Genomic DNA, 23,491 nt, shown 5'->3' with positions numbered 1-23,491 from the left:
GGCGTGAGCCAAGCCGCCGGATGGCGGCGCCCGGCGCCTGAGGGAACACCAAACCGGACTAGACAACGTTGTCAGATGTCATGAACCATGCTACATCCTGTTCCCGAAACCCAAGGGGACGTGAGGCGGCTTCTGCCGTCCCGAAGCCTCAGGCGCGTATAGGGAGCGTTCCTTGACCGACATCCAGCATTCCGGCAACGGGCGGGCGCCGCAGCGTGTCGCCACCATCTTCGATGTGGCGAGGCAGGCCGGCGTGTCGACCAAGACCGTGTCGCGCGTGCTGAACAACGAGGCGCGGGTGGCGGAGGAGACGCTGGCCCGTGTCCGCGCCGCCGTGGCCGACCTGGATTACCGGCCCAATCCCAATGCGCGCTCGCTCGCCGGCCGCCGCTCCTACCTGATCGGGCTGTTCTATGACAACCCGTCCAGCAACTACATGGCCGACATCAAGGCCGGCGCCATCCGCCGCTGCCAGGAGAAGGGCTACCACCTGCTGACGGAACCGTGCGAGGCCGACGATCCCAGCCTGCCGCGCCTGATGGTGGGCGTGGCCACCCGCTTCCGCCTGGACGGCCTGATCCTCACCCCGCCCATCGTGGACAGGAAGGACGTGCTGGACGCCATCGCCGCCGCCAACGTCCCCCTGGTGCGCATCGCCCCCCGGCTGGAGCCCGACCGTACCGCCCATGTGCATATGGATGACGAGGCGGCGGCCCGTCTGGCCGCCGACCATCTGGCCGATCTGGGCCATAAACGGCTGGGCATGATCCTGGGCCATCCCGACCATGGCGCGGCCGAACTGCGCCAGCGTGGTTTCCTGACCGCCGCCGCCGCCCGCGGCCTGACCCTGTCGCCCGCCCATATCCTGCCCGGCGATTTCAGCTTCGCCGGCGGCTTCGCGGCGGCCGAGCAATTGCTGGCCCTGCCCGACCGCCCCACCGCGATCTTCGCCGGCAATGACGACATGGCCGCCGCCACGGTCGCCGCCGCCAACAAGCACGGCCTGCAGGTGCCCCGCGACCTGTCGGTGGTGGGCTTCGATGACAGCCCCATCGCAAGGGTGATCTGGCCGCCCTTGACCACCATCCGCCAGCCCACCATGGGCATGGCGGCCGCCGCCGTCGACCTGCTGATCGGCGACGGGGAGCCGGCACCGGACCGGCAATTGGGGTTCGAACTGATGGTGCGGCAATCGACGGGGCCGGTGGCTCACGCCTCGACCTGACCTACGGCGCCCTACCCCGCCAAACTGACCAGCTTCCCCGCGATCGCCGACGCCGGCAGCACATGCCCCGCCCCGCCGCGTTCGATCGCCACCCCCGGCATGCCATGCACCACCGAACTGGCCGCGTCCTGCGCAATCGTCGCCGCGCCCAGCGCCCGCAGGTCGCACAGTCCCTCGGCCCCGTCGGAGCCCATGCCGGTCAGCAGCACGCCGATGGACCGGCGGCCATACTGCACCGCCACGCTGCGGAACAGATGGCCCACCGACGGGCGCAACCCTGCTTCCGCCGGGCTGTTGTCCAAACGGATGCGGCCGAACGCGTCCACGCCCATATGGCGGTCGTCCGGGGCCACATAGACATGGCCGGGCATCACCTCCTCGCCATCCACCGCCACCGTGACCGGCAGCGCGCAGCCGGCATTCAGCCAGTCGGCGAAGCCCTGGACGAAGCCATAGGCGATATGCTGCACCACCAGCACCGGCAGCGGGAAATCGGCGGGCAGTTCGCCCAGGATGGTCTGCAACGCAACGGGCCCGCCCGTGCTGGCGCCGATGGCCACCACGCGCGGCCGGTACAGGGGGTCGGGCTCGATCTGCGTCGCCGCCACCCGCTGGGCGATGGCCGGCGGGCGCTTCCAGCGGCGCACCACCTTCACTTCCGACATCAGCCGGACCGAGGTGACCAGGGCGTCGGCCTCATCCTCGTGATCGTCATGGCCCAGACCGGCCGGCCGGCGCACGAAGGCCAGCGCGCCCGCCTCCACCGCCTTGAAGGTGGCCGCCATCTCGTCCTGCACGGCGCCGCTGACGATGACGATGGGGACGGGGACCGTCTCCATGATCTCGCGCGTGGCGGTGAACCCGTCCAGGCCCGGCATGTGGATGTCCATGGTCACCACGTCCGGGCGAAGTTTCTGCACCGCCTGCACGGCCGCGTCACCGTCGGAGACGGCACCCACGACCTTGATGTCGGGCTCGCTTTCCAGGATGGCAGTGAGAAACGCCCGAATGGTGGGCGAATCCTCGGCGACGAGAACCTTGATCACGGGATATTCCTCAGATCAGGCGACCGATGATCTCCAGCAAGTCGCTCTGGTCGAAACTTCGCTTCACAATATAGGCGCTGGCACCCACATCAACCCCGCGCTCCCTATCCTCACGCGTCTCCAAGGAAGTGATCAAAATCAGCGGAATATCCGTAAGGCGGGGTTCCTTTCTGATCCGTTCTGTGAGTTCGAATCCGCCCATGCGCGGCATTTCCACGTCGGACACCACCAGATCGAACGTCTCGCCGGCCAGCACGTTCCACGCCTCCATCCCGTCCACACAGGTGCGCACGCGGAACCCCGCCGCCTCCAGCACATGCTTGAACAGGGTGCGCGCGGTGATGCTGTCCTCGGCGATCAGGATCGACTTGCGCTCCGGGGCCGCCGCGTTGCGGTCGGGCCTCATCGACATGCTCTGGAAATCCGGCCGCAAGGCCGTGCGCAGCAGATCATGCACGTTCAGGACGAAACCCAGCCGCCCCGACGGCAGGGCCACCGCACCCGCCACCGCCGGCACCCGCGTCAGGGGCCAGCCCAGCGGCTTCATCAATATCTCGCTCTCGCCCGCCACATGGTCCACCTCGACCGCCAGCCGCTGCCCGGCCGCCGCCAGGACGATGTAGGACCGGAAATCCCCCGCCGGCCCCGTCCCGCCCAGGCGCAGCAGGTCCGACAGCCGGACCAGCGCCAGGGGGCGGCCGTCGATGCGCAGCATTTCCCGGCCCTCGACCAGCTGCACCTCGGCACTGGGCACGCGGCCCACGCGTTCGATGCGGTTGGTGGGCATGGCATAGCAATGGCCGGCGGCCTCCGCCATCACCACGCGAAAGGCCGCCATGGTGACCGGCAGCAGCAGGCGGAAGGTGCTGCCCCTGCCCGGTGCCGACTCCACCGTCACCGTGCCGCCCAGCCGTTCCACCTTCTCCTGCACGATGGCCAAACCCAGCCCGCGCCCGGAAATGTCGCTGACCCCGTCGCTGGTCGACAGGCCGGACTGGAAGGCCAGCGCCATCACCTGGTCGGGCCCCAGCGAGGCCGCCTTGTCCGCCTCGATCAGGCCTTGGCTCACCGCCTCGCGGGTCAGGCGGCCCAGATCCATGCCGCGCCCGTCATCGGCGATGGCGATCTCCGCCCTGCCACCATCGCGCTGGCTGACACTCAGGGTGACGCTGGCGCGGGCCGGCTTGCCGGCGGCCACGCGCTCCTCGGGCTTCTCGATGCCATGGTCGATGGCGTTGCGCGCCAGATGCAGCAGCGCGTCGCGCAGCTCCTCCTGCACGCGGCGGTCCAGCTCCAGCTCCTGTCCGGACAGGGTCAGCTGCACATCCTTGCCCTGGCGGCGCGCCAGGTCGGCCAGGTCCTGGGCCACCGGCTCCAAAAGCGTGGAGGCGGGCAGCATTAGCACCTGCTTGGTGCCCGACAGCAGGCTGTCCACGCCCTTGGCCAGCCCACGCGCATCCTGATCGGCATCCAGCGCCAGCCGGCTCAGCCTGTTGCCCACCCAGGCCAGGGTCTGCGCGTCGAACTCCGCCTGGCTTTCGGCATCCAGGCGCTGGCGCGTGCGCATGCGGTCGCCCAGGCCCACACCCAGCGCCCGGATCTCCTGCACCCGCTCCCCGCCCGACAGCTTGGCGGTGATCAGCTCCTCCGCCTGGTGCAGCAGGAAATCCAGCCGGTCCACGGGCACGCGCAGGGTCTGCCGCGCCGCGGGCCGCGGGGCAACCTCTTCCTCCCGCGCCGGGGGCGGCGGGGGTGGAGGCGGGGGGGCCGGCTTTGCCACTGGCGGCGGCGGTGCGACAGGGGCCGGTGGGGGAGGTGGCGGCGGGGGGACCGCAGCGGCGGGGACGGGTGCCGCCTCACCCCCGGCAACCATCGCCCCTTCCAGCCGCGCGATCAGCCCGTCCAGGCCGTCGACGGGCGGCGGGCTGTTGCCGTTCACCGCACTGGGCACCATCACCCTGAGCGCCGCATAGCCGTCGACCAGCACCGACACCACGGGCGGCGACAGCTTCAACTCCCCGCGCTTCAGCAGGGCCAGCAGCGTTTCCATGGCGTGGCACAGGGCCACCAGATGCGACAGGTTGACGGTGCGCGCCGCCCCTTTCAGCGTATGGACCTCGCGGAAGGTCTTCTCGATCAGCTCGCGCGCGCGCTGTTCGCCGACGCCCGCCTCCAGCTCGCGCATGGAGATGGCCAGCGAGCCGACATGTTCCTCCGCCTCGACCATGAACATGGCCAGCAGGCGCTGGAAAAGCTGTTCGTTGCGGCTGTTCATGGGCGGCGCTCCGGTCTTCCGGTCAGGCCTTGTACTGGCCGACCAGCGACTTCAGCTTGTGGCCCAGCGCGTTCAGGTTATGGGCCGCCGTCTCCGCCTGCTTGGTGGCGATGGTGTTCTGGCTGCTGGCCTGGCGGATGCTGTCCATGGCCAGCGCCACCTGGTCGATGCCCACCTGCTGCTGCTGGTTGGATGCCACGATCTGGGTGCTGGCCTGGGTCGCCAGGGCGATATTCTGCGCCAGCCGCTCAATGGCCTGGCCCGCCTCCTGCGCCTGTTTCACACCGGTATCCACGGCCTTGCTGCCCTGTTCGGCCGCCAGCACGGCGGTGGCCGTGGCCTTCTGGATGTCGCCCAGGATGGCGCGCACCTGTGCCGTGGCCGTCTTGGACTGTTCGGCCAGGCTCTTGACCTCGGCGGCCACCACGACGAAGCCCTTGCCCTGCTCGCCGGCCCGCGCCGCCTCGATGGCGGCATTGACGGCCAGCAGGTTGGACTGTTCGGCCAGATCATTGACCGAGGCGACGATGGTGCCGATGGCCTGGCTCTGCTCGGACAGCTTGATCACCGCCTCGGCGATGGAACCGATCTGTTCGCGCACGATGCCGATGCCGGAGATGGACTGTTCCACCGCCCGCTTGCCGGTGGCGGAGATCTGCGCCGTGGCCTGCGCCGTGTCGGATACGTGCTTGGCCTTCTCCGTCGACAGCTGCGAGGTCTTGCGCACCTCCTCCATGGTGGAGCTGGTCTCCGCCAGGGCCGTGGCCGTCTCGGCGGCCGATGCCGACACCTGGGCGGTGGTCGACACGATCTGGCTGCCGGCCGTGCCCAGCACGTTGACACCCTCCGCCAGTTCCTGGACCAGCTGGCGCAGGCCGCGCGACATCTCGCGGAAGGTGTTGGTCAGGGTACCGACCTCGTCGTCACGGGTGGAAACCGCGATCTCGGTGGTCAGGTCGCCGCGGCCGATGCGCTCGGCGGTGGCGGTGATATCGCGCAGCGGGCCGACGATGTTGGTCGACAGGAAGGCACCCGACAGCAGCACGATCAGGGCCGCCAGCACGGCACCGCCCATCACGGCCAGGTTGGCCAGCTTGGTGTTCTCTTCCTTCTCCTTGTCGCGCGCGGTCAGCAGGCGGCTTTCGATATCCTGCATCTGGCGGATGACGGCGCGGAAATCATCCATGCTCTGCTTGCCGCGATCGGTCAGAATCTGGCGCTGCGCCGGCTCGAACCCCTCCTTGCGACGGATGTCGGCGATGAAGGTCACCTCCTGCGTCTTGGCCCGCATGGCGGCTTCCAGCCGGTCCATGTTGCGCTGCTGCTCCGGGTTGTCGGACGTCAGGCTGCGAATCTCACGGGCGAGCGCGTCCAGCCGGCGCAAGCCGTCCTCGTACGGGGCCAGATAGCGGGCCTCGCCGGTGATGACGAAACCGCGCTGGCCCGTCTCCACATCCTGCATGGCGGACATCAGGTCGGTCAGGCGGTTCTGCACCGCATAGGTATGCTCGGTCCACCGCGACGCCTCGCTCAGCCGCGCGGTCGTGTCCAGCGACACCCAGCCCACGCCCAGCACCACCAGCAGCAACAGCCCCAGGCAGCCCCAGATCTTCTTGCCCACCGTGATCATCATTTCACGCCCCCCCGCGTCCCGGCCGAACCGTCCGCACCCGTGCCCGTCAGGGCACCATCCTCGAAAAACACGCCGGCATCCAGTACCAGCGCATCCTGTTCCGTCACGCCCAGATAGAAACGGCGATTGCCCTGCACCGTGCCCGGCACCGGGTCCAGCGCCGACCGCGACACGGCCCGCAGGCCGAGAATGGCGTCGGTGACCAGCCCGAGGGTCCGCCCATGGCTATGCAGGACCACCAGCGGCCCTTCCCCATCGCCTGCGGCCCCGCCGCCGGTCAGGGCCGTCAGGTCCATCACCGTCAGGATCTCGCCGCGCAGATGCACCACGCCGATGGCCCAGCTTGGCGCCTGCGGCACGCGCGTCGGTGCCATGCCGGCGCAGACCTCGCGCACGAAGCGGCTGTCCACCGCATGCGTGCGGCCGGCAATGTCGAATTCCAGGATGCGTATCTCGTCCGCCGGGGCCGCCTTGACCTCGCCGGCCCGCGCCAGCCTTGCGGCACGCTCGCGCAGGCGGCGCTCCACCTCGCCGGCATCGGGCTCGAACCCGCGCTCCAGCCCTTCCATGGCCGTCCGGATGCGGGCATGCATGCCGGCCCAGTCGATGGTGCCTTCCGGCTCCCGCATGCTCATGCCGCCACCTCCGCACTGGCCACGCGCACGATCTCCATCAGGCGCCCGACCGTCAGCCCGTCGCTCTCCGCCAGCGTGCCGGCCGGATCAAGCGTCGCCAGCAGGGTCAGGGCGTTGCGATAGCAGCGCCGCGCCTCCGCCTTCCTGCCGTCGGACACGGCCAGCCCGGCCAGCGCCACATGCGCCAGGATATAATCGGGGTCCAGGAACAGGGCGCGCTTCAGCGCATCCGCGGCGCCGCGGGCATCGCCGCATTCCTGGCGGATCATGGCCAGCAGGTAATGGCGCTCCGGCGCCAGCCGGTCCACGGCCAGCGCCCGGCGGCAGCATTCGTCGGCCAGGTCCAGCCGCCCCTCGTTGGCGTAAAGCCGCGCCAGCAGGGTCAGCGCCTTGCCGTCGGCCGCCAGGTTGGGATCGTCCAGCAGCAGGGCGATGGCCTCGGCATTGTCGCCGCGCTGGTACAGCGCCATGGCCCGGTCCAGCGGCGAAGGGGCGGGCTCCGGCTCCACCACCAGCGGCGGCGGCGGGGACGGCACCAGCGCCAGCGGCGGCAGCGGCAATTCCTCCGACTCGGGCAGGGGCGGCAGGGTGAAGGGCACCAGCGGCACCGCCGCCGCCTTGCGATAGATGGTGGCGTCGGTCAGACCGATATTGCTGAGCGGCGTGAACAGCTCCGCCGATCCCTCCACCGACGCCGCTACCAGCCAGCCGCCATCGATCAGCGAATGCTGCAGGTTCGTCACCACCTGCCGCGCCCGGTCCATGCTGAAATACATCAGCACATTGCGGCAGAAGATGATGTCCATGCCGTTGGTGTTGTTGTGCACCGACGGGTACTGGTCCTCCGCCAGGTTGTGATAGGCGAAGCTGACCATGCGGCGGATATGCGGCGCCACCTCGAACCGCGACCCGCGCGGGGTGAAATAGGTCTTCTTGATCTCCGGATCGATGCCGCGGAAGGACCAGTCGCCATAGACCCCGTCGATGGCCTTGCGCAGCGACCGCGGATTGATGTCGGTGGCCAGCAGCGTGATGTTCCACTGCCTGATGTCCGGGATCAGCCGGTCCAGCAGGATGGCCATCGTATAGGCTTCCTCTCCCGTGGAGCAGGCGGCACTCCAGATGCGCAGATAGCGGCTGTGCGCCTGGCGGCGCTGGGTGATCAATCCCGGCAGGATGCGGGTGGCGAGTGCGTCGAAACTGGCCGGCTCGCGGAAGAAATAGGTCTCGCCGATGGTCAGGTAGCTGGCCAGCGTCTCGATCTCGGCCCGGTCCACCGGGGTCGACAGGAAATGCCGCATGCAGGCATCGGCATCGGCATAGCCCAGCTCCGCCGCCATCTGGGTGACGGCGCGGTCCAGGTCGCCCCAGCGCTCGACCGGATAGTAAAGGCCCATGCGCGTGGCCAGGAAGCTGCTGAACTCCTCGATCAGGCTATGCACCAGTGTCTGGTTCACGAAGGCACCCCCCGGGCCAGGGCCTGGTCCAGCACCGCCTCCTCGTCCATCGACAGGAACCGGTCGGCGTCATGGATGAAGACCGGCCCGCCGGGCAGGGCCGTCACCGCGTCGAACCAGCCGCCCGCCGGCACCACGCTGTCGGCCGGCACCAGCCTGTCGGCCGGCAGATGGATGGTCCCCTCCACCCGGTCGATCCACAGCGCCACCGACCGGCTGGCCAGCCGCACCACCACCAGCCCATCCTCCAGCCGGGGCGGGCGCGCGGCGGAGCCCAGCCGGGCGCGCACATCCAGCACGGGCAGGAACCGCCCGCCGATATTGATCACCCCCGCCACCACCGACGGCGCCCCCGGCAGGGGGGTGAAGGCGGCGATGGACACGACCCGCTCCACCTGGCCCAGGCGCACGGCATAGGGCCGGCCGTCCAGGGTGAACAGCAGCAGGTCGACCATGGTCTCGGCGGTCGCCGCCTCGGCGGCCCGCACGGCATCCATTCCATCCTCCCAGATGGCCTTCGTTTCCCTATCTTATTGGCCGAAAACGGGGTGGCTCCGCCAGCCCCTTTCGCTGTCCATGCGCATAGTTGACGAATAATGCGCGCCGGCGTGGGCATCCCGATTTCGTAGGCACCGCCGCTTCTGCCCCCTCCACCGTCACCCCGGCGAAGGCCGGGGCCCAAGTGACAAGCGCTTCGCTCTACGACTTGGGCCCCGGCCTTCGCCGGGGTGACGGTGGATATTGCTGAAACGCTTGCAGCCCAAATTTTCGCGGGGGAAGCACGGATATGTCGGGCGATATCCAACCCCCATCCCATTGCCTTTCCCCCGCAACGGCGCGACAAGGAATCGGTTCCCGCCAAACAAGAAAGAACAATCCATGCGCCACCGCCTCACGGCCCTGCTGCTGGCCGGCCTCGCCACCTTCCCCGCCGCCGCCGAACAGCTGACCATCGACCGCGTCGTGGCCAGCCCGGCCTTGTCCGGTGCGGCCCCGCGCGGCGTGGCCTTTTCCCCCGACGGCACCCGCGTCACCTATCTGGAGCGTGCGGCCAGCGACGCCAGCCGCCGCGACCTCTGGGCCTATGATCTGAAGCAGGGCAAGCCCGTCCTGCTGCTGGACAGCGCCGAATTCGCCGCCGTCCCGGAAAGCGAGGAGGAACGGGCGCGGCGCGAGCGCCAGCGCATCCCGGAAACCGGCGTGACCGAATATGTCTGGGACAGCCTGGGCAAGGCCGTGCTGGTGCCGAAATCCGGCGATATCTGGCTGAAGCCGCTGGACGGTCCCGTCCGCCGCCTGACCCGCACGGAGGATGCCGAAACCGATCCGAAATTCAGCCCCGACGGCTCCCATGTCGCCTATGTGCGCGGCGGCAATCTCTATGTCCAGGATCTGGCCACGGGCAATGAACGCGCCCTGACGACCGACGGCGGCAAGGACGGCATCCTGAACGGCATGGCCGAATTCGTGGCGCAGGAGGAGATGGACCGCGACACCGGCTATTGGTGGTCGCGCGACGGCAAGTCCATCGCCTATGCCCGCGTCGATGAAAGCAAGGTGCCGCTGGTCAACCGTTATGATTACGGCGCCGACGGGGTGAAGGTCATCCCCCAGCGCTATCCGTTCGCCGGCGGCCCCAATGTCGCCGTCCGGCTGCTGGTCGCCCCCATCGACGGCGCGTCCCCGCCGGTATCCATCGACCTGGGCGCCGATCCCGACATCTACCTGGCCCGCGTCAACTGGAAGCCTGATGGCGGTCTGGCCGTACAGCGCATCAGCCGCGACCAGAAGCGCCTGGACCTGCTGTTCGCCGATGTGAAGACCGGCCGCACCCGTATCGCCCTGACCGACACCAAATCCACCTGGGTCGACCTGCATAACGACCTGTTCTTCCTGGCCGATGGCCGCTTCATCTGGTCGTCCGAACAGACCGGTTGGCGCCATCTCTACCTGCATGACCGGCATGGCAAGCGCCTGCACGCCATCACCCGTGGCGACTGGCCGGTGAAGGCGCTGGCCGGCGTCAATGTGAAATCCGGCCAGATCATGTTCACCGCCCTGAAGGAAGGGCCGCTGGAAACCCATGTCTATACGGCGCGCCTGGATGGCCGTGACGCCGGCTCGCCGCGCCGCCTGTCGGAAGGCAGCGGCTCCCATGGTGCCGTGCTGGCGGACGAAGGTGGCGCCTGGCTGGACAGTTTCTCCAGCCCCGCCCAGCCGCCGCAGCTGTCCCTGCGCGACCGTGACGGCAAGGTGCTGACCTGGTTGCAGCAGAACAAGGTGGAGGGTTCCCACCCCTACGCCCCCTATATGGCCAACCACATCCTGCCCACCTATGGCACGCTGAAGGCCCCGGATGGCGCCAATCTGCACTGGTCGATGCTGAAGCCGCCGGGCGTTGACGCCGGCAATCCGGCCCCGGCCATCATCTACACCTATGGCGGCCCCACCTCCCGTGTCGTCACCCGCTCCTGGGGCAGCCGCACCGGCCTGTTTCTGCAGGCCCTGGCCCAGAGCGGCTATGTCATCTTCATGCTGGATAATCGTGGCACGCCCAACCAGGGCAAGAAGTTCCTGGACGTGATCCACAATGCCTTCGGCACGGTGGAACCCGATGATCAGGCCCTTGGTGCTGCCTATCTGAAGACCTTGACCTTCATCAAGGGCGACAGGATCGGCATCTATGGCCATTCCTATGGCGGCTATAACGTGTTGATGAGCCTGCTGCGTCATGGCGATCTCTATGCCGCCGGCGTGGCCGCCGCCCCCGTCAGCGACTGGAAGCTCTATGACACGTTCTATACGGAGCGTTTCATCGGCCAGCCCGGCGCCAAGGACGGCGTCTATGACCGCGCCGACGCCACCAAACTGGCCGACAAGCTGTCCAAGCCGCTGCTGCTGATCCATGGCATGGCCGACGACAATGTCTTCCTGGATAATTCCGTGCGCATGGCGGCCGCACTTCAGCACGCCCGCAAGCCCTTCGACATGATGTTCTATCCGGGAGAGCGCCACGGCTTCTACGACGTGGACCTGGCGGCGCATTACTACCTGTCGGCCAAGGCGTTTTTCGATCGGGAGCTGAGGGGGAAGTGAGAGAATAGGTTCCAGTCCACTCCACCGTCACCCTGGCGGAGGCCTGGGCCCCGGCCTTCGCCAGGGTGACGGTAGTGAGAGCGGAACCGGTCTGCTCAATCATTTAACTTAGCGCCTATGGGCGGAAGCCGGGATGACGGATTTGAAATGGTGATGTAGGTGCTCACCAGGGAACAGCAGCACCTCCTTCCCTTCCCCCTCATTGCCTCAAATTACCCTCAACCCTTTGTTCAGTTGATTCCATCCTTTCAGGATTCATTGTTCATGGGTCGATTTACCCAATAAACCCAACCCTTTAACCCCTCTTCCTGTGCCACAGACCCCGGCTCTCTGTGCCATTTCGCCCGAGTCCTTGTGCCACTTCTTTCGGCTTCCTGTGCCACATCACCCGGATTTGCGCGCCATATCTCACGGGGTGCCCCTCAATCCTGTGCCAGATCGCACGGGCACACCCTCAAGGCTCTTTGAGAATCAAGTATTTGTGCGGCTTTCCGGCCCGTCCCTGTGCCACATCTCACGCCTGCAACACCTTCCGCCCCCATTCCGGACCTCCATCCGGCTTTCTGTGCCGGATTTCACGGCCCCCACCCTTCATTCTGTGCCAAAGCTCACGGGTCCGATTCTCCCCCGATTCTGCTCCCCATTGCGATCCTGTGCCGGATCTCACGGTTGCTCATTTCCTCAACCCGCGTCACTGTGCCGGAATGCACGGGTGGGAATCGATGATTCCGGTCCTTACTGTGCCGTCTCTTACGGCCCCGATGATTCCCGCTTGATCCTGTGCCCCTCCGGTGATGCTCTGTCACAGTGACAAGCCTTAGAGGCTGTTGGCACTGAAACAGTGCATAGCGGGGGACGGAATGGCAGCGCTGGCGAATGCGGTGAAACCGGAAACGGCCCGGCCGCGCATCACGGGCAATGTCCTGGACCTGTCCACCGACCCGACCCTGCCCAAGCCGCGATCCCAGATCGAGATCATGGAGACCGGCAACGGCCTGACCCTGGCGGATCGCAAGCTTTTCAACGTCTTGCTGGCCTATAGCTGGGACAAGCTGTCCGACGCCGATGCCCCCCTGCCGCCGTTCCGCGCCTCCACCGCCGACCTGCGCCGCGCCATCGGCGATGATACCGAAAGCAACAATGTCCGTCTGCGCCAATCCTTCGACCGGCTGATGCAGACCCTGGTCCGCTTCCCTTATTGGAGCGAGGCCGACCAGCAATTGAAGGAGGGCGGTTCCCCCCTGCTTTCCTTCCGCGCCATACCGCGCGGGGCCGGTTATGCCGAATGGGAATTCCCGCCGAAGCTGCGGCCGGTGCTGGCCAAGCCCGGTGCCTGGGCCCGCATCCATCTGGCCATCTGCGCCCAGTTCTCCTCCAAATATTCCCTCGCCCTTTATGAGCTGTTGAGCCTTAGGGTCAATTTGCGGGAACCGCGCTGGGACGTGACCCTGGATGACCTGCGCGACAGCCTGGGCTGTGCCGACAAGATGCCCAACTACGCGCATTTCCAGCGCCGTGTGCTGGACCCCGCAGTCAGCGAGATCAACGAACTGTCCGGCCTGGTCATCGCCTATCAGGAAATCCGTTCCCAGGGCCGGGGCCGCAAGGTGGAGAAGCTGCTGTTCGACGTGAAGAAGAAATCGAACAGCGAACTGGTGGCCACCGCCCGCATCACCGAATTCGCCAAGGCCCCCGTGGGCCGCGCCGCCGCCGCCAATGCCGGCCGCGATCAGGATACGCCCGACCTGGAGGATGGCCGCACGGATCGGGAGCGCGGCCCCGCCGGTACCCTGGGCCTGATCCAGCGCGTATCGCTGGCGGTGATCGAGGAACTGGTGGCCCTCTATCCCGACGTGGACATGCAGGCGGCGATCTTCAGCTGGGCCGAATGGGCCATGCGCCAGAAGGAACCGTGCCGCAACCCGTCCGCCGCCTTCCGCGCCTGGCTGGAAAAGCTGCACCCCGCCGCGTCGGCCCCCGTGCGGCTGGCTCCCGCCGGTTCCGAACCGGCCCCGCTGTCGGCCCTGGAACAGCGCGCCCTGATGTTCCTGTCGGGTGAGCCCTATGCCGTGCGCGCCAAATGGTACCGCAAGGCTCAGACCCTGGGCGCGCCCGAGATGCGCGCCGCCACGGCGCCGGAGAACATCACCCGCTGGATCGCCCTGGTGGCCGAGGATGTGGCGAAGGGGCTGCGGGGTTAGGGTGACATTCTCTTTCGGCTTTCCGGTGAAGTTTGGGCTGCCAGGGATTTCACAATATCTACCGTCACCCCGGCGGAAGCCGGGGCCCAGCGTGAGGCGCGATTAGCGCCGATATGACTCATATCGCGGCTGACGCCGCTTTACGCCTGGGTCCCGGCTTTCGCCGGGATGACGGTGTAACAGCAGGCGACGACAGTGACCTACGCTCCCCCATGATGGCAAACGCACAGCTTGTTGCCTGCCGGATCGCGCAGATAGGCCCCGTAATATTTGGCATGGTATTCCGGCCGCAGCCCCGGTTCCCCCTCGCTGCGCCCGCCATGCGCCAGCGCCACCGTATAAAACTGATCCACTGCTGCCCGTGACGGGGCCAGCAGCGCCGTCATCTGGCCATTGCCGGGGCTCGCCGGCTGGTCATCGAACGGCGAGCCAACCAGCAGCAGCGGCCGTTCCTGGTCCCCCGGCTGCCATCCGGCCCAGGGGCGCGTGCGGTCGATGAAGCGCCGCCGCCAGCCCAGCAGGGGCATCACGGCGTTGTAAAAGGCCAGGCTGCGATCGAAATCATTGGTGCCGATATGGACATGCGACAGCATGGGGCGGCCTCCCAGCCTGGTCTTTCATCGGGGTTCGGGTCCTATGACCCCGATACTATGCCAAACTTCACGCCCCCAACAACCCGTCCAACCGTGCCGCCATGGCCGTCAGCCGTGACTTCAGCGCTTCCAATCGGGCCTTTTCCTCGGGCTTCAGTTTGGCCGTACCCTTCTCCTCCACCGCCTCGATGCCGGCGGAAAGGCTTTCTTCCAGCTTTCCCAGCCCGGCGATGAACTTCTTGGCGGTCACGGGCTTGGCTGCGGCCGATCCCTTGGCGGGTTCCGGCGGGCGCTGCAGCTTTGCCCGGTATTCGCGGGCCTCGCGCGCCGTCAGCCCATCCTTCTTGACCTTGAGCCATAGGCTCAATTGGTCAATCTCCTCCATCCGCGCCAGTTCCAGCAGCACGGCCTTAGGCACATCATTGTGTGACGTCACACATTCCTTGAGGATGGTGGGCTCAAGCTTCAGCAGGGTCAGGGTGGTGTTGACCTCTGTCCGCGACCGTCCCAGCAGGTCGCCCACCGCTTCCTGGTTATATTCATGCGTCTCGATCAGGCGGCGGATGCCCTCCGCCTCTTCCACCGGCGACAGGTCGACGCGCTGCAAATTCTCGATCAGGGCGATCTGGTCGGTATTGGCGTCGGTGGGCAGGATATGGGCCATGATCTTGGTCAGGCCGGCCATGCCCGCCGCCCGCCAGCGCCGCTCGCCCGCCACCAGCAGGAAGCGCTTGGGCTCTGTCGGATGCGCCTGCACCAGGATCGGCGACAGCTGCCCCACCTCGCGCAGCGAGAAGCTGAGCGCCTGCAGCTCCTCCTCGTCGAAATGGCGGCGCGGTTGATTGGGGTTTGGCTCAACGTCGGTCAGGCGCAGCAGCACCGTGTCGCGTAGCCCGTCGGCGGTTCCGAAGATCAGGTCTGCACCCGGCCGCTCCAGGCTCTCGCCGATGGACTTCGCCACCCTGTCGGGCTGGGGGGCCGGCTGCTGCGCGGCGGGCTTGCGCCAGTTCTTAACCATTGACGATCTCCTGGGCCAGGGTGCGGTAAACCCCGATCGGGTGGCTCTTGGGCAGCATCTTCAACGGCACCGCCCCGGCATATGTCGCCTGGTCGATCTCGGTGGAGCGCGGCACGGGCGGGAAGATGCGCGCCTTGTCGCCCAGGCTCTCCTGCAGGTCGGCCAGCACCTGCTGTTCCACCGCGAAATTGCGGTTGAACATGGTGGGCAGCACGCCCAGCACCTTCAGGCTGGGATTCTGGCGGCGCTGGATCTTCGATACTGTGTCAAAAATCAAGGGTATGCCGCGCACGTCGTACCGGCTGGCCTTGGTGGGGATCAGCAGGTAGTCGGCGGCGATCAGCGCCGTGACGGTGATCAGCGCCAGTTCCGGCGGGCAGTCGATGACGATGTAATCATAATCGCGTAGCACCTCCGACAGCTTCTCGCGCAGCACATAGCGGCCGTCATCGGGGTCCAGCAGTATCTTGATCTGCGCCTCGGCCAGCGCGATGGTGCAGGGCAGCAGGTCGTAGCCGTCGCATTTGACGATGGCGTCGGCCATGCTCGTCTGGCCGAACAGTACATCCTCCAGCCCGCCCTTGCGGTCCTGCACTTCCAGCGGATCGATGCCCGAGCCCTCGGTGGCGGTGGCCTGCTGGTCGGCATCGACGATCAGCACCTTCTTGCCCAGCTCGCCCAGCGCATAGCCCAGGTTCAGGGTCGTCGTGGTCTTGCCCACCCCGCCCTTCTGGTTGGCCACGGCGATGATGGTGGCGACGCGCTGGCTGGCGGCGGCCAGGAACTCCGCCACCCGCACGGGCAGGCGTTCCGCCCCGGATTCCCAGCGGCTGATCGTGGCATTGTCGTACTTGCGGCCCAGCTTGGCATTGACCCAGATGGCGAAGGCGGCCTGGCTCTCGCCACGGGTCTCACGGAATTGGCGCAGTTCATCGGGGGTCATGGTACCAAGTCCAGGAGGGAGGATTTGAGGCTTTGAGAATTGTCTCAAATCGCGGCTCCCGTCAATGCCCGTCAGCGGCACCGCCCTGGATTTTCGTCACTGTAACGCAAAGCACGGGTGCTGTGTGACGTCACACAGGGGGCGATACTGTGCCGGGATGCACGGGTTCAACCACCACTGTGTGACGTCACACAGCTTCGGCTGCGCCACCCCTGTCAACCACCCCATTCCTGTCGTTCGCCTGCGAAACTTCAGCCGTTTCGGCTGCATCCGCCTGCCATGCTGATGGTGGATGGATTGAAAGTAGGAGATGATCATGGACGTGCGGGCCAGCATCGAAGCCGACGCGATCGCCGTTGAAAAGCGCTGGTGCGCGCAGAATTACAAGCCCCTGCCCGTGGTGATCACGCGTGCCGAGGGCGCCTGGATGTGGGACGGGGAGGGCCGCCGCTATCTGGATATGATGGCCGCCTATTCCGCAGTGAATACCGGCCATGGCCATCCGCGCATCCTGGCGGCCCTGACCGAACAGGCATCGCGTGTCGCCGTTATTTCCCGCGCTTTCCATTCCGACCGTCTGGGCCCGTTCCTGGAACGCCTGTGCCGCCTGACCGGCCTGGATGGCGCCTGCCCGATGAATACCGGGGCTGAAGCGGTGGAAACGGCGATCAAGGCCGCCCGCCGCTGGGCCTATCGCGTCAAGGGTGTGGCCAGGGACCAGGCGGAAATCCTGGTGGCGGAGGGCAACTTCCACGGCCGCACCACCGCCATTGTCGGCTTCTCATCGGAGGAGGCTTATCGCGACGGGTTCGGCCCCTTCCCCGGCGGTTTCCGCATCATCCCCTTCGGTGATGTCGACGCCATGGAAGCGGCCATCACCCCCAACACCGCCGCCATCCTGGTGGAACCGATCCAGGGAGAGGCCGGGATCATCGTGCCGCCCGACGGTTACCTGCGTCGCCTGCGCGACATCTGCGACCGCCACAATGTCCTGCTGATCCTGGACGAGATCCAGTCCGGCCTGGGCCGCACCGGCCAATGGTTCGCGCATCAGCATGAAGGAATCCGCCCCGACGGGCTGTGCCTGGGCAAGGCCCTGGGCGGCGGCGTCATGCCCGTCTCGGCCTTCGTGGCGCGGCGCGACGTGATCGACATGTTCGGCCCCGGCAGCCACGGTTCCACCTTCGGCGGCAGCCCGCTGGCCGCCGCCGTGGGTCTGGCGGCCCTGGACGTGATCGAGGATGAAGGGTTGGTGCAGCGTTCGGCCGAACTGGGTGCCCATATGATGGCGCGCTTGGCGGCGCTGAACAGCCCGGCCATCCGCGCCGTGCGGGGCAGGGGGCTTTGGCTGGGGGTGGAGATCGACCCCGCCGTGGCCACCGCCCGGCATGTCTGCGAGCGGCTGATGGAACAGGGTGTGCTGTCCAAGGAAACCCATGACACCACCATCCGCTTCGCCCCGCCGCTGGTGATCAGCCGTGAGGATCTGGACTGGGCCATCGACCGGTTCGCGGATACGCTGGCCAAGCTGACGGCCTGAACCCAGCGCCCGATAACAATAAACAAAGGGGAGGGGATATGAGCGCTTGGTACGGTTTCATCGGAGCACCCACCGATGTCGGCAATGTCGGGTGCGGGGCGGCGGAAGGACCGGCCGCCCTGCGCGCCGCCGGCATCCCCGCCCGCCTGGGTCTTATCGACCGCGGCGACGTGCGGGGCCCCGCCTATGATGGCGGCCGCGATGCCACGGGCAGCCGCTCCGTCGCCGAAACCGCCGCCTGGTGCACCGGCGTGCGCAATGCCGTTACCGGCATGCTGAACGATGGCGGCCTGCCGGTGATGGTGGGGGGTGACCATGCCATGGCCCTGGGCTCCATCGCCGCCGCCGCCGACCATGCCCGTCGCGAGGGAAAGAATTTCTTCGTGCTGTGGTTCGATGCCCATCCGGATTTCAACACGCCGGAAACCTCGCCGTCCGGCAACACCCATGGCTATCCGGCCGCCCTGGCCTGCGGCATCGGCCATCCCGCTCTGCTGCGCGTCGGCGCCTTCACCCCTCTGCTGCGGCCCGACCGTCTGGTGCAGTTCGGCGTGCGCGACATTGATGCCGGGGAGCGCGACAATCTGCGCCGCACCGGCATCGAATTCCACGAGATGGAGTATGTGCGCGAACGCGGCCTGGCCGCCCTGGTCGCCCACACCATCTCGCGCATCCATGCCGCCGGCGGCGGCCATGTCCATGTCAGCTTCGATATCGACGCGTTGGACCCGACAGTCGCACCCGGTGTCGGCACCCCTGTCCCCGGCGGCCTGATGCTGGACGAAGCCATTGAATCCCTTCATCTTCTGGGTGGCAGTGGCCTGGTCCGGTCCCTGGATATCGTCGAATACGCGGCCCCGCACGACCAGGGCAACCGCACCGCCCAGGTGGTGGAGAAGCTGCTGGCCGGCTTCATGGCGGGCCGGCAGGGGGAAGCGGCACTGGTGGCTTGATTACCCGGCTTCCACCCGCGACCGCCCATCCCCGAATTTGGAAATGGCCGTCCGCCCTGCTAGGCTGGGGTCAACTGTGACAGTCCAGACCCATCATGCGTCGCACCCTTGATCAGATCGACCTGCGCATCCTGGCCGAACTCCAGGCCGACGGGCGCATCACCAACCAGGCCCTGTCGGAACGGGTGGGCCTGTCGGCGCGCCCCTGCCTGGAACGGGTGCGCCGGCTGGAGCGGGAGGGGCTGATCGTCGGCTATCAGGCCGTGCTGGATATCCGCAAGCTGCAAAGCTGCATCACGGTGCTGACCCAGATCGCCATGGAACATCACGGCCGCAATGAACGGCTGCTGTTCGAACGCCGTCTGGCCAACACGCCGGAAGTGGTGGAATGTTTCGAGGTCAGCGGCGAGTTCGACTATATCGCCAAGCTGATCTGCCGCGATATCGACGCCTATCAGGAACTGACCCAGAGCTGGATGGACGATGCCGAACTGGGCGTCAGCCGCGTGACCAGCAACATCGTCCTGCGCCCCGCCCGCGACCAGGTCCCGCCACCCCTGTTCGGACGGGAGCCAGAGTAAAGACCAAGCGCTGATACTGAAACTCGAAATCATTTCCAGTATATTATGCTAATCAATCTCAACATGCGGCAGTAAATTCCATCCGCTACCCATATGGACCTGCCGATTACCCTGCCCTTTGGTTATGCTTGTTCAAACAAAGCCAAGAAGAGCAGGGGCAGGCGGATGGTTCGGTTTCTGATGGCGTCGCTGGCGCTCGTCCTGTGGGCGGCACCGGCCTTAGCGGATGTCGAGGGCGCGGTCGGCATCACCAGCGATTATGTCGACCGTGGCCTTTCCAACTCCCATGGCCATGCCGCGTTGCAGGGGGGCGTGACCTGGACGCATGAAAGCGGCCTGTTCGCCACGCTGGATGGCTCCATGGTCGATTTCGGCGACGGCACGGATGCGGAGCTGAATACCATCGCCGGCTATGAATGGGCGGGCGACGGCTGGGCCCTGGTGGCCGCGGCCGGTCACACCCATTATGTCGGCGCCCCGGCGCGCGCCGGTTTGGATCTGTGGGAATTCGCCCTGGCGGGAGCCCTGGATTTGGACACCCATCAATGGGAAGCCGAACTGATCTACAGCCCCGATGATGGCGGGGCCGGGGTGGCGCTGTACAAGCGTATCGGCGTCACCATTCCCTTTGCCGGGCGTTTCGCCCTGTCGCCGCATCTGGGCCATCAGGGGTACCGCCATCATGACCGGGCCGGCCCCGGCTATTGGGATTGGGGCCTGGAACTGTCCTACGATCTGGCGCCCGCCACCATCGGCATCGCCTATACCGACACCGACCTTGGCCGGGAACCCGGATGCCTGTGTGGCGGGCGTCTGGCGGCCTTCATCACCGTGGCTTTTCCCTGACAGATGCAAACAGGGCCGGTCCCGACGATGGGACCGGCCCTGTTTGCTGGGCGGGGGGAGCTTATTCCGCCTTCTCCGCCACCTGCACCACCGCCTCGTTGGTGCGTTCGGCGGCCACCAGTTCGGCCCAGCGCTTGGCATTGACGGCATCGCCGGCGGCTTCGGCGCTGACCAGATTGTCCAGCAGCGACTGCACGGCGCGGCTTTCCGGTGCGGTGACGGGGGTGACGGTCGGTTCGGCCACTTCCGGTGCGAACAGCGGGTCTTCGGAATTCCGTGCCTGGGCGGCAGTGGCGGTCAGCAGGCTGGCGGTCAAAGCCAGGGAAAACAGGAACTTGTTCATGATCGTCTCCATCCTTCGGGGTTCAAGGGCGACGCCCCGTGGCGCCGCGTTGGAGAGATAGATATCGCGATATCAGATCGTGCACGATCTAAATTCCGATGCCCCAGCCATGCAATTTTCGCGATGACGATCTTATCGTGTACGATATAAAATAGATGTGATGGTGGCGAAACTCCATCATCCCTCGCTTATTCATTCTTCATCTTCGCTCTGGCAGGATGGTGAAGGAAGCGAAGGGGAGGGGGGAATGGCGTTCCGCCTGCTGCTTGTCCTGCTGTCATTGTTGTCCCTTTGCGTGCCGGCCGGCGCCCTGTCCATTCCGCCGCCGGAGCCCTGGGGCTGCGACGGCGAAAGCGATCAGGTGCGGCCTTCCAGCTTCGATCTGGCGGCCCGCGCCGACGTGATTCTGGTGGCGGAAGCCGGGGCGGACATCACTGTGCCCTATGACCGCATGGAAGATTATCATCCGCCATCGGTGGCGATGCGCACCAGAACGGTGCTGAAGGGCTGGGCGCCTGCGGCATTCGACCTGCCCCTGGGCTTCTACACCATGAGCATGGGCCAGATGCCGGATGGCTGCGTCCCGTTTTCCCCGCGCAAGGGCCAATCCTATCTGCTGTATCTGCGGCAGGAGGGGGACCGGCTGGTCATCCTGCCCGTGGTGGGGTCGGCCACGGCCACGCCCTATCAGGGACCGGGGGATTTCGCGGCCACGCTGGCGCGGCTCTATCTGGACATGCAACGCGACCTGGCCCCGGACGCACAGTTGCAGCGGCTGGATGCCATGCTGCGCGACAGGCTGCGGCCCGATGCCGATCCGGAGGAACAATGGCAGGCGCGGCAGATCATGGACCATCTGCGCTCCATCTCGCCGCTGATGCCCACCGGCCATCTGCTGGAGTTGCACAAGCTGTTCTCCGCCGGCGGCATGCCGGAATGGGGGATGCGGCGGGGTTGGTATGCCAGCCGGTTCGATGACCAGCCCTGGGATGCGTTCCGGAGAGAGGCGATGGAAAAGCCCCAGCTCACGCCGCTGGATGGCCGGGACCAGGTGATGGTGGCCTTGTCCACCGGCCGTCATCCCGCTGCCGCTCCGCTGTTCGATGCCGGGGTGAAGGCGCAGTGGTGGAGCTACGATATCCTGATGCAGGCCGTCGGCAATGCCGTGCATGCCGGGCAGGGCCAGCGCGCCATGGACCTGGTGGCGGCCCATTATCTGAAACTGACCGCCTATGCCGCGTCGGACTTCCCGCAGATAATCTTCACCCTGGGCAAGGTGATGACGGGACAGGCGGGAATGGACCGGACATCCGCCCTGTGGCGCTCCGATCCCGTCCTGGTCGCGCAATGGCCGACCATGGCCACGCGGCTGGCCCTGCAGGCGCGCCTGCGTCCATGGGACCTGACGGACACGGCCCTGGGTACCGCCATCGCCGCCGCCCCGCTGACCCGGACTTCAGAGAACGATTTCCGCGAGATGCGCAAGATGCAGGCTGCGGCGGGTGGCAAGCCGGCCCTGGACTGGGCCATGGCGGAATTGCAGGTCTTCCAGTTGATGCGCGACAAGCGCAAGCCGGTACCGCCCATTTCCGATCCAGATCGGGCGCTGGCCTTCGGCATGCTGCTGCATCAGGAGGGGCGTGCTGCCGTGACGCGCGCCGTGGCCAGCGATCTCTACTGCGCCGGCGGTTACGAGTTCGGCCGGATGCTGGACCTGCTGGTCGAGAATGCGCAGGATTTCGACATCGCCGCATCCTTGCTGGCCTCGGATCGGCTGGACGCCCGTGAAAGGCTGCGCCTGATCGAGGCGATGCTGAGTATCCATGGTCGCGGCCCAAGGCCCACGCCGCAAACCGTTGCCTCCCCCTATGACGATCCGCCGCCGCGCAGCACAAGGCCGCTGCTGGCGGCCGCCTTTCGCGGCGAACGGGGGACGGGCAGGCCGTTTACCTGCCCGGCGGGCAGCGCGCGCATGGCTATGCCGGTGACGGCACCGGGGGGTGGGAAATGAGGGGGTTTGCGCTGTCCCTGTTGTTGCTGGTGCTGCTGTCCTGGTCGGGCCCGGCCGGGGCCTACATGAGCATGGCCATACGTCCCGGCGGCTGCGATGGCTATACCGATATGCCGCGCAGTTCCGCCTTTGACATGGTGGCAAGGGCCGACGCCATCATCGTGGCGGAGGCGGGGGCGACGGCTCCGCCGATCCCGGAATTCCAGGAGGCCGATTACCATCCGCCGCGTATCCCCTTGCGCCGCTTGCGGGTGCTGAAGGGCGAAGGGCCGGACCGGTTCGACCTGGAACTGGGTTTCTTCACCGGTGGGCCCGCCGGGGCCGACCGGGTGAATGTCTGCCAGCCGTTCCAGCCGGTGCGTGGTGGCCGCTATGTGCTGTTCCTGTCGCGCGCCGCCGACGGTACCTGGCGCATCCTGCCGGCGTCCGGCGCCGATGTGGCCGCGCCCTATGGCGGCCCTGAGAGCCGCTGGACACGCCTGATCGAGGATTATGTCACCCTGCTGGAAGCCCCACCGGAGGCGGCACAGCAGGGGCTGGAGGCGGGGTTGCGCCGCGACCTCATACCGGGTGCCGATGCCGACCGGCAATGGCGGGCACGCCATGCCCTGGACCATCTGACGGGCGCCTTCTCCTCCATGCCCACCGCGCATCTTTTGCGGCTGGTGGCGGATGCGGAACAGGGCCGGCCATCGCCCTGGGGCGGGCGCCCGGATCGCACCTCCGACTGGCCCGAGCTGGCCTGGAGCGATTTCGACAACCGGCCCTGGGTGACGCTGCTGGCCGGAACCGGGATCGAAATGGGGGCGGCGGAACCGGAGCGCCGGCGTGAACAGGCGCTGCTGGCCCTGACCACAGGGCACCATCCCGCCGCCGCCCCCTTCTTCTTGGAACGGGCGGCGCGGGAGCGCAGCATGGACAATGCAGGCTGGGCCGTCCGCTATCTGGCTCTACAGGGGCGGCGGGGAGAGGCGTTGGACCTGCTGCTGCGTGATTTCGCGGCGTTCGCCTATCCCTTTTCCGAGCGACCTGACGGCCGGGGCCAAGGGGTCGGGCTGGGCGTTTGAGTGCGCGGGGAAGAAGGCAGAGTGATGG

Annotated in this window: 19 protein-coding genes; 9 read left to right on the top strand and 10 right to left on the bottom strand. The window is 67.0% G+C overall.

All coding sequences use genetic code 11. The features are described 5' to 3' along the window. The first annotated feature begins 172 nt into the window (after nucleotides 1–172). Nucleotides 173–1,225: a LacI family DNA-binding transcriptional regulator gene (locus tag ACM9HJ_RS21795; RefSeq protein ID WP_416573871.1), complete on the top strand. Its 1,053-nt coding sequence runs from the start codon at nucleotides 173–175 to the stop codon at nucleotides 1,223–1,225. 11 nt (nucleotides 1,226–1,236) lie between these two features. Here the strand turns inward: ACM9HJ_RS21795 and cheB are convergent, their stop codons facing one another. The 6 genes from cheB to ACM9HJ_RS21765 are packed head-to-tail and all read right to left on the bottom strand — an operon-like array spanning nucleotide 1,237 to nucleotide 8,768. Next, nucleotides 1,237–2,271 (bottom strand): chemotaxis-specific protein-glutamate methyltransferase CheB, encoded by a 1,035-nt coding sequence (cheB, locus tag ACM9HJ_RS21790; RefSeq protein ID WP_416573870.1) that lies wholly within the window; start codon nucleotides 2,269–2,271, stop codon nucleotides 1,237–1,239. Between the two features lie 10 nt (nucleotides 2,272–2,281). After that, nucleotides 2,282–4,546 (bottom strand): hybrid sensor histidine kinase/response regulator, encoded by a 2,265-nt coding sequence (locus ACM9HJ_RS21785; RefSeq protein WP_416573869.1) that lies wholly within the window; start codon nucleotides 4,544–4,546, stop codon nucleotides 2,282–2,284. A 22-nt stretch (nucleotides 4,547–4,568) separates the two neighbouring features. Next, on the bottom strand, nucleotides 4,569–6,179 hold the full coding sequence (locus ACM9HJ_RS21780; protein WP_416573868.1) for a methyl-accepting chemotaxis protein: 1,611 nt from the start codon (nucleotides 6,177–6,179) through the stop codon (nucleotides 4,569–4,571). Beyond that, complete coding sequence (locus ACM9HJ_RS21775; RefSeq protein ID WP_416573867.1) at nucleotides 6,176–6,814, bottom strand: chemotaxis protein CheW; 639 nt, start codon at nucleotides 6,812–6,814, stop codon at nucleotides 6,176–6,178. The genes ACM9HJ_RS21780 and ACM9HJ_RS21775 overlap by 4 nt, the downstream gene beginning before the upstream one ends. Next, nucleotides 6,811–8,271, bottom strand: coding sequence for a CheR family methyltransferase (locus tag ACM9HJ_RS21770; RefSeq protein WP_416573866.1), 1,461 nt, complete (start codon nucleotides 8,269–8,271; stop codon nucleotides 6,811–6,813). Before ACM9HJ_RS21770 ends, ACM9HJ_RS21775 begins: the two co-directional genes overlap by 4 nt. Beyond that, the gene (locus tag ACM9HJ_RS21765) at nucleotides 8,268–8,768 is read right to left on the bottom strand and encodes a chemotaxis protein CheW (protein ID WP_416573865.1); all 501 of its coding nucleotides are present in this window, start codon (nucleotides 8,766–8,768) and stop codon (nucleotides 8,268–8,270) included. The genes ACM9HJ_RS21770 and ACM9HJ_RS21765 overlap by 4 nt, the downstream gene beginning before the upstream one ends. Nucleotides 8,769–9,150: 382 nt before the next feature. Between ACM9HJ_RS21765 and ACM9HJ_RS21760 the strand changes: the two genes are divergently transcribed. Beyond that, nucleotides 9,151–11,367, top strand: a complete 2,217-nt coding sequence (locus ACM9HJ_RS21760) for a DPP IV N-terminal domain-containing protein (RefSeq protein WP_416573864.1) — start codon at nucleotides 9,151–9,153, stop codon at nucleotides 11,365–11,367. Nucleotides 11,368–12,227: 860 nt separating this feature from the next. Further along, nucleotides 12,228–13,568, top strand: coding sequence for a replication initiation protein (locus ACM9HJ_RS21755; protein ID WP_416573863.1), 1,341 nt, complete (start codon nucleotides 12,228–12,230; stop codon nucleotides 13,566–13,568). Between the two features lie 200 nt (nucleotides 13,569–13,768). Here the strand turns inward: ACM9HJ_RS21755 and ACM9HJ_RS21750 are convergent, their stop codons facing one another. The 3 genes from ACM9HJ_RS21750 to ACM9HJ_RS21740 all read right to left on the bottom strand — a co-directional run bounded on the left by ACM9HJ_RS21750 (nucleotide 13,769) and on the right by ACM9HJ_RS21740 (nucleotide 16,122). After that, nucleotides 13,769–14,161, bottom strand: coding sequence for a VOC family protein (locus ACM9HJ_RS21750; RefSeq protein ID WP_416573862.1), 393 nt, complete (start codon nucleotides 14,159–14,161; stop codon nucleotides 13,769–13,771). A 67-nt stretch (nucleotides 14,162–14,228) separates the two neighbouring features. Beyond that, a complete protein-coding gene (locus tag ACM9HJ_RS21745) occupies nucleotides 14,229–15,179 on the bottom strand; it encodes a ParB/RepB/Spo0J family partition protein (RefSeq protein WP_416573861.1) in 951 nt (316 codons plus the stop codon). After that, the gene (locus ACM9HJ_RS21740) at nucleotides 15,172–16,122 is read right to left on the bottom strand and encodes an AAA family ATPase (RefSeq protein WP_416573860.1); all 951 of its coding nucleotides are present in this window, start codon (nucleotides 16,120–16,122) and stop codon (nucleotides 15,172–15,174) included. The genes ACM9HJ_RS21745 and ACM9HJ_RS21740 overlap by 8 nt, the downstream gene beginning before the upstream one ends. A 316-nt stretch (nucleotides 16,123–16,438) precedes the next feature. On the opposite strand from ACM9HJ_RS21740, the gene rocD reads away from it, so the two are divergent. The 4 genes from rocD (at nucleotide 16,439) to ACM9HJ_RS21720 (ending at nucleotide 20,042) form a co-directional block, all read left to right on the top strand. After that, complete coding sequence (rocD, locus tag ACM9HJ_RS21735) at nucleotides 16,439–17,662, top strand: ornithine--oxo-acid transaminase (RefSeq protein WP_416573859.1); 1,224 nt, start codon at nucleotides 16,439–16,441, stop codon at nucleotides 17,660–17,662. A 38-nt stretch (nucleotides 17,663–17,700) separates the two neighbouring features. Beyond that, the gene (locus tag ACM9HJ_RS21730) at nucleotides 17,701–18,615 is read left to right on the top strand and encodes an arginase (protein WP_416573858.1); all 915 of its coding nucleotides are present in this window, start codon (nucleotides 17,701–17,703) and stop codon (nucleotides 18,613–18,615) included. A gap of 95 nt (nucleotides 18,616–18,710) precedes the next feature. After that, nucleotides 18,711–19,196, top strand: coding sequence for an Lrp/AsnC family transcriptional regulator (locus ACM9HJ_RS21725; RefSeq protein ID WP_416573857.1), 486 nt, complete (start codon nucleotides 18,711–18,713; stop codon nucleotides 19,194–19,196). 165 nt (nucleotides 19,197–19,361) lie between these two features. Then, entirely contained in the window at nucleotides 19,362–20,042 is a 681-nt protein-coding gene (locus ACM9HJ_RS21720; protein WP_416573856.1) for a TorF family putative porin, read from the top strand. A gap of 61 nt (nucleotides 20,043–20,103) precedes the next feature. On the opposite strand, the gene ACM9HJ_RS21715 is transcribed toward ACM9HJ_RS21720, so the two are convergent. Next, nucleotides 20,104–20,385 (bottom strand): hypothetical protein, encoded by a 282-nt coding sequence (locus ACM9HJ_RS21715; RefSeq protein ID WP_416573855.1) that lies wholly within the window; start codon nucleotides 20,383–20,385, stop codon nucleotides 20,104–20,106. Between the two features lie 247 nt (nucleotides 20,386–20,632). Here ACM9HJ_RS21715 and ACM9HJ_RS21710 point away from each other — a divergent pair, with 247 nt between their 5' ends. After that, a complete protein-coding gene (locus ACM9HJ_RS21710) occupies nucleotides 20,633–22,396 on the top strand; it encodes a hypothetical protein (RefSeq protein ID WP_416573854.1) in 1,764 nt (587 codons plus the stop codon). Next, nucleotides 22,393–23,463, top strand: coding sequence for a hypothetical protein (locus ACM9HJ_RS21705; RefSeq protein ID WP_416573853.1), 1,071 nt, complete (start codon nucleotides 22,393–22,395; stop codon nucleotides 23,461–23,463). Before ACM9HJ_RS21710 ends, ACM9HJ_RS21705 begins: the two co-directional genes overlap by 4 nt. Nucleotides 23,464–23,491: the final 28 nt, after the last annotated feature.

This window comes from Niveispirillum sp. KHB5.9, from assembly GCF_048066115.1.
GTDB lineage: Bacteria > Pseudomonadota > Alphaproteobacteria > Azospirillales > Azospirillaceae > Niveispirillum.
Note: the sequence above shows the minus strand (reverse complement) of the source record. Positions and strands in the feature narration are given on the sequence as shown.

Coding starts and splice junctions, on each gene's coding strand:
- ACM9HJ_RS21730 (WP_416573858.1), top strand. CDS start 17,701: ATGAGCGCTTGGTACGGTTTCATCGGAGCACCCACCGATGTCGGCAAT.
- ACM9HJ_RS21740 (WP_416573860.1), bottom strand. CDS start 16,122: ATGACCCCCGATGAACTGCGCCAATTCCGTGAGACCCGTGGCGAGAGC.
- ACM9HJ_RS21725 (WP_416573857.1), top strand. CDS start 18,711: ATGCGTCGCACCCTTGATCAGATCGACCTGCGCATCCTGGCCGAACTC.
- ACM9HJ_RS21720 (WP_416573856.1), top strand. CDS start 19,362: ATGGTTCGGTTTCTGATGGCGTCGCTGGCGCTCGTCCTGTGGGCGGCA.
- ACM9HJ_RS21705 (WP_416573853.1), top strand. CDS start 22,393: ATGAGGGGGTTTGCGCTGTCCCTGTTGTTGCTGGTGCTGCTGTCCTGG.
- ACM9HJ_RS21755 (WP_416573863.1), top strand. CDS start 12,228: ATGGCAGCGCTGGCGAATGCGGTGAAACCGGAAACGGCCCGGCCGCGC.
- ACM9HJ_RS21780 (WP_416573868.1), bottom strand. CDS start 6,179: ATGATGATCACGGTGGGCAAGAAGATCTGGGGCTGCCTGGGGCTGTTG.
- ACM9HJ_RS21750 (WP_416573862.1), bottom strand. CDS start 14,161: ATGCTGTCGCATGTCCATATCGGCACCAATGATTTCGATCGCAGCCTG.
- ACM9HJ_RS21745 (WP_416573861.1), bottom strand. CDS start 15,179: ATGGTTAAGAACTGGCGCAAGCCCGCCGCGCAGCAGCCGGCCCCCCAG.
- rocD (WP_416573859.1), top strand. CDS start 16,439: ATGGACGTGCGGGCCAGCATCGAAGCCGACGCGATCGCCGTTGAAAAG.
- ACM9HJ_RS21715 (WP_416573855.1), bottom strand. CDS start 20,385: ATGAACAAGTTCCTGTTTTCCCTGGCTTTGACCGCCAGCCTGCTGACC.
- ACM9HJ_RS21785 (WP_416573869.1), bottom strand. CDS start 4,546: ATGAACAGCCGCAACGAACAGCTTTTCCAGCGCCTGCTGGCCATGTTC.
- ACM9HJ_RS21710 (WP_416573854.1), top strand. CDS start 20,633: ATGGCGTTCCGCCTGCTGCTTGTCCTGCTGTCATTGTTGTCCCTTTGC.
- ACM9HJ_RS21765 (WP_416573865.1), bottom strand. CDS start 8,768: ATGGATGCCGTGCGGGCCGCCGAGGCGGCGACCGCCGAGACCATGGTC.
- ACM9HJ_RS21775 (WP_416573867.1), bottom strand. CDS start 6,814: ATGAGCATGCGGGAGCCGGAAGGCACCATCGACTGGGCCGGCATGCAT.
- ACM9HJ_RS21760 (WP_416573864.1), top strand. CDS start 9,151: ATGCGCCACCGCCTCACGGCCCTGCTGCTGGCCGGCCTCGCCACCTTC.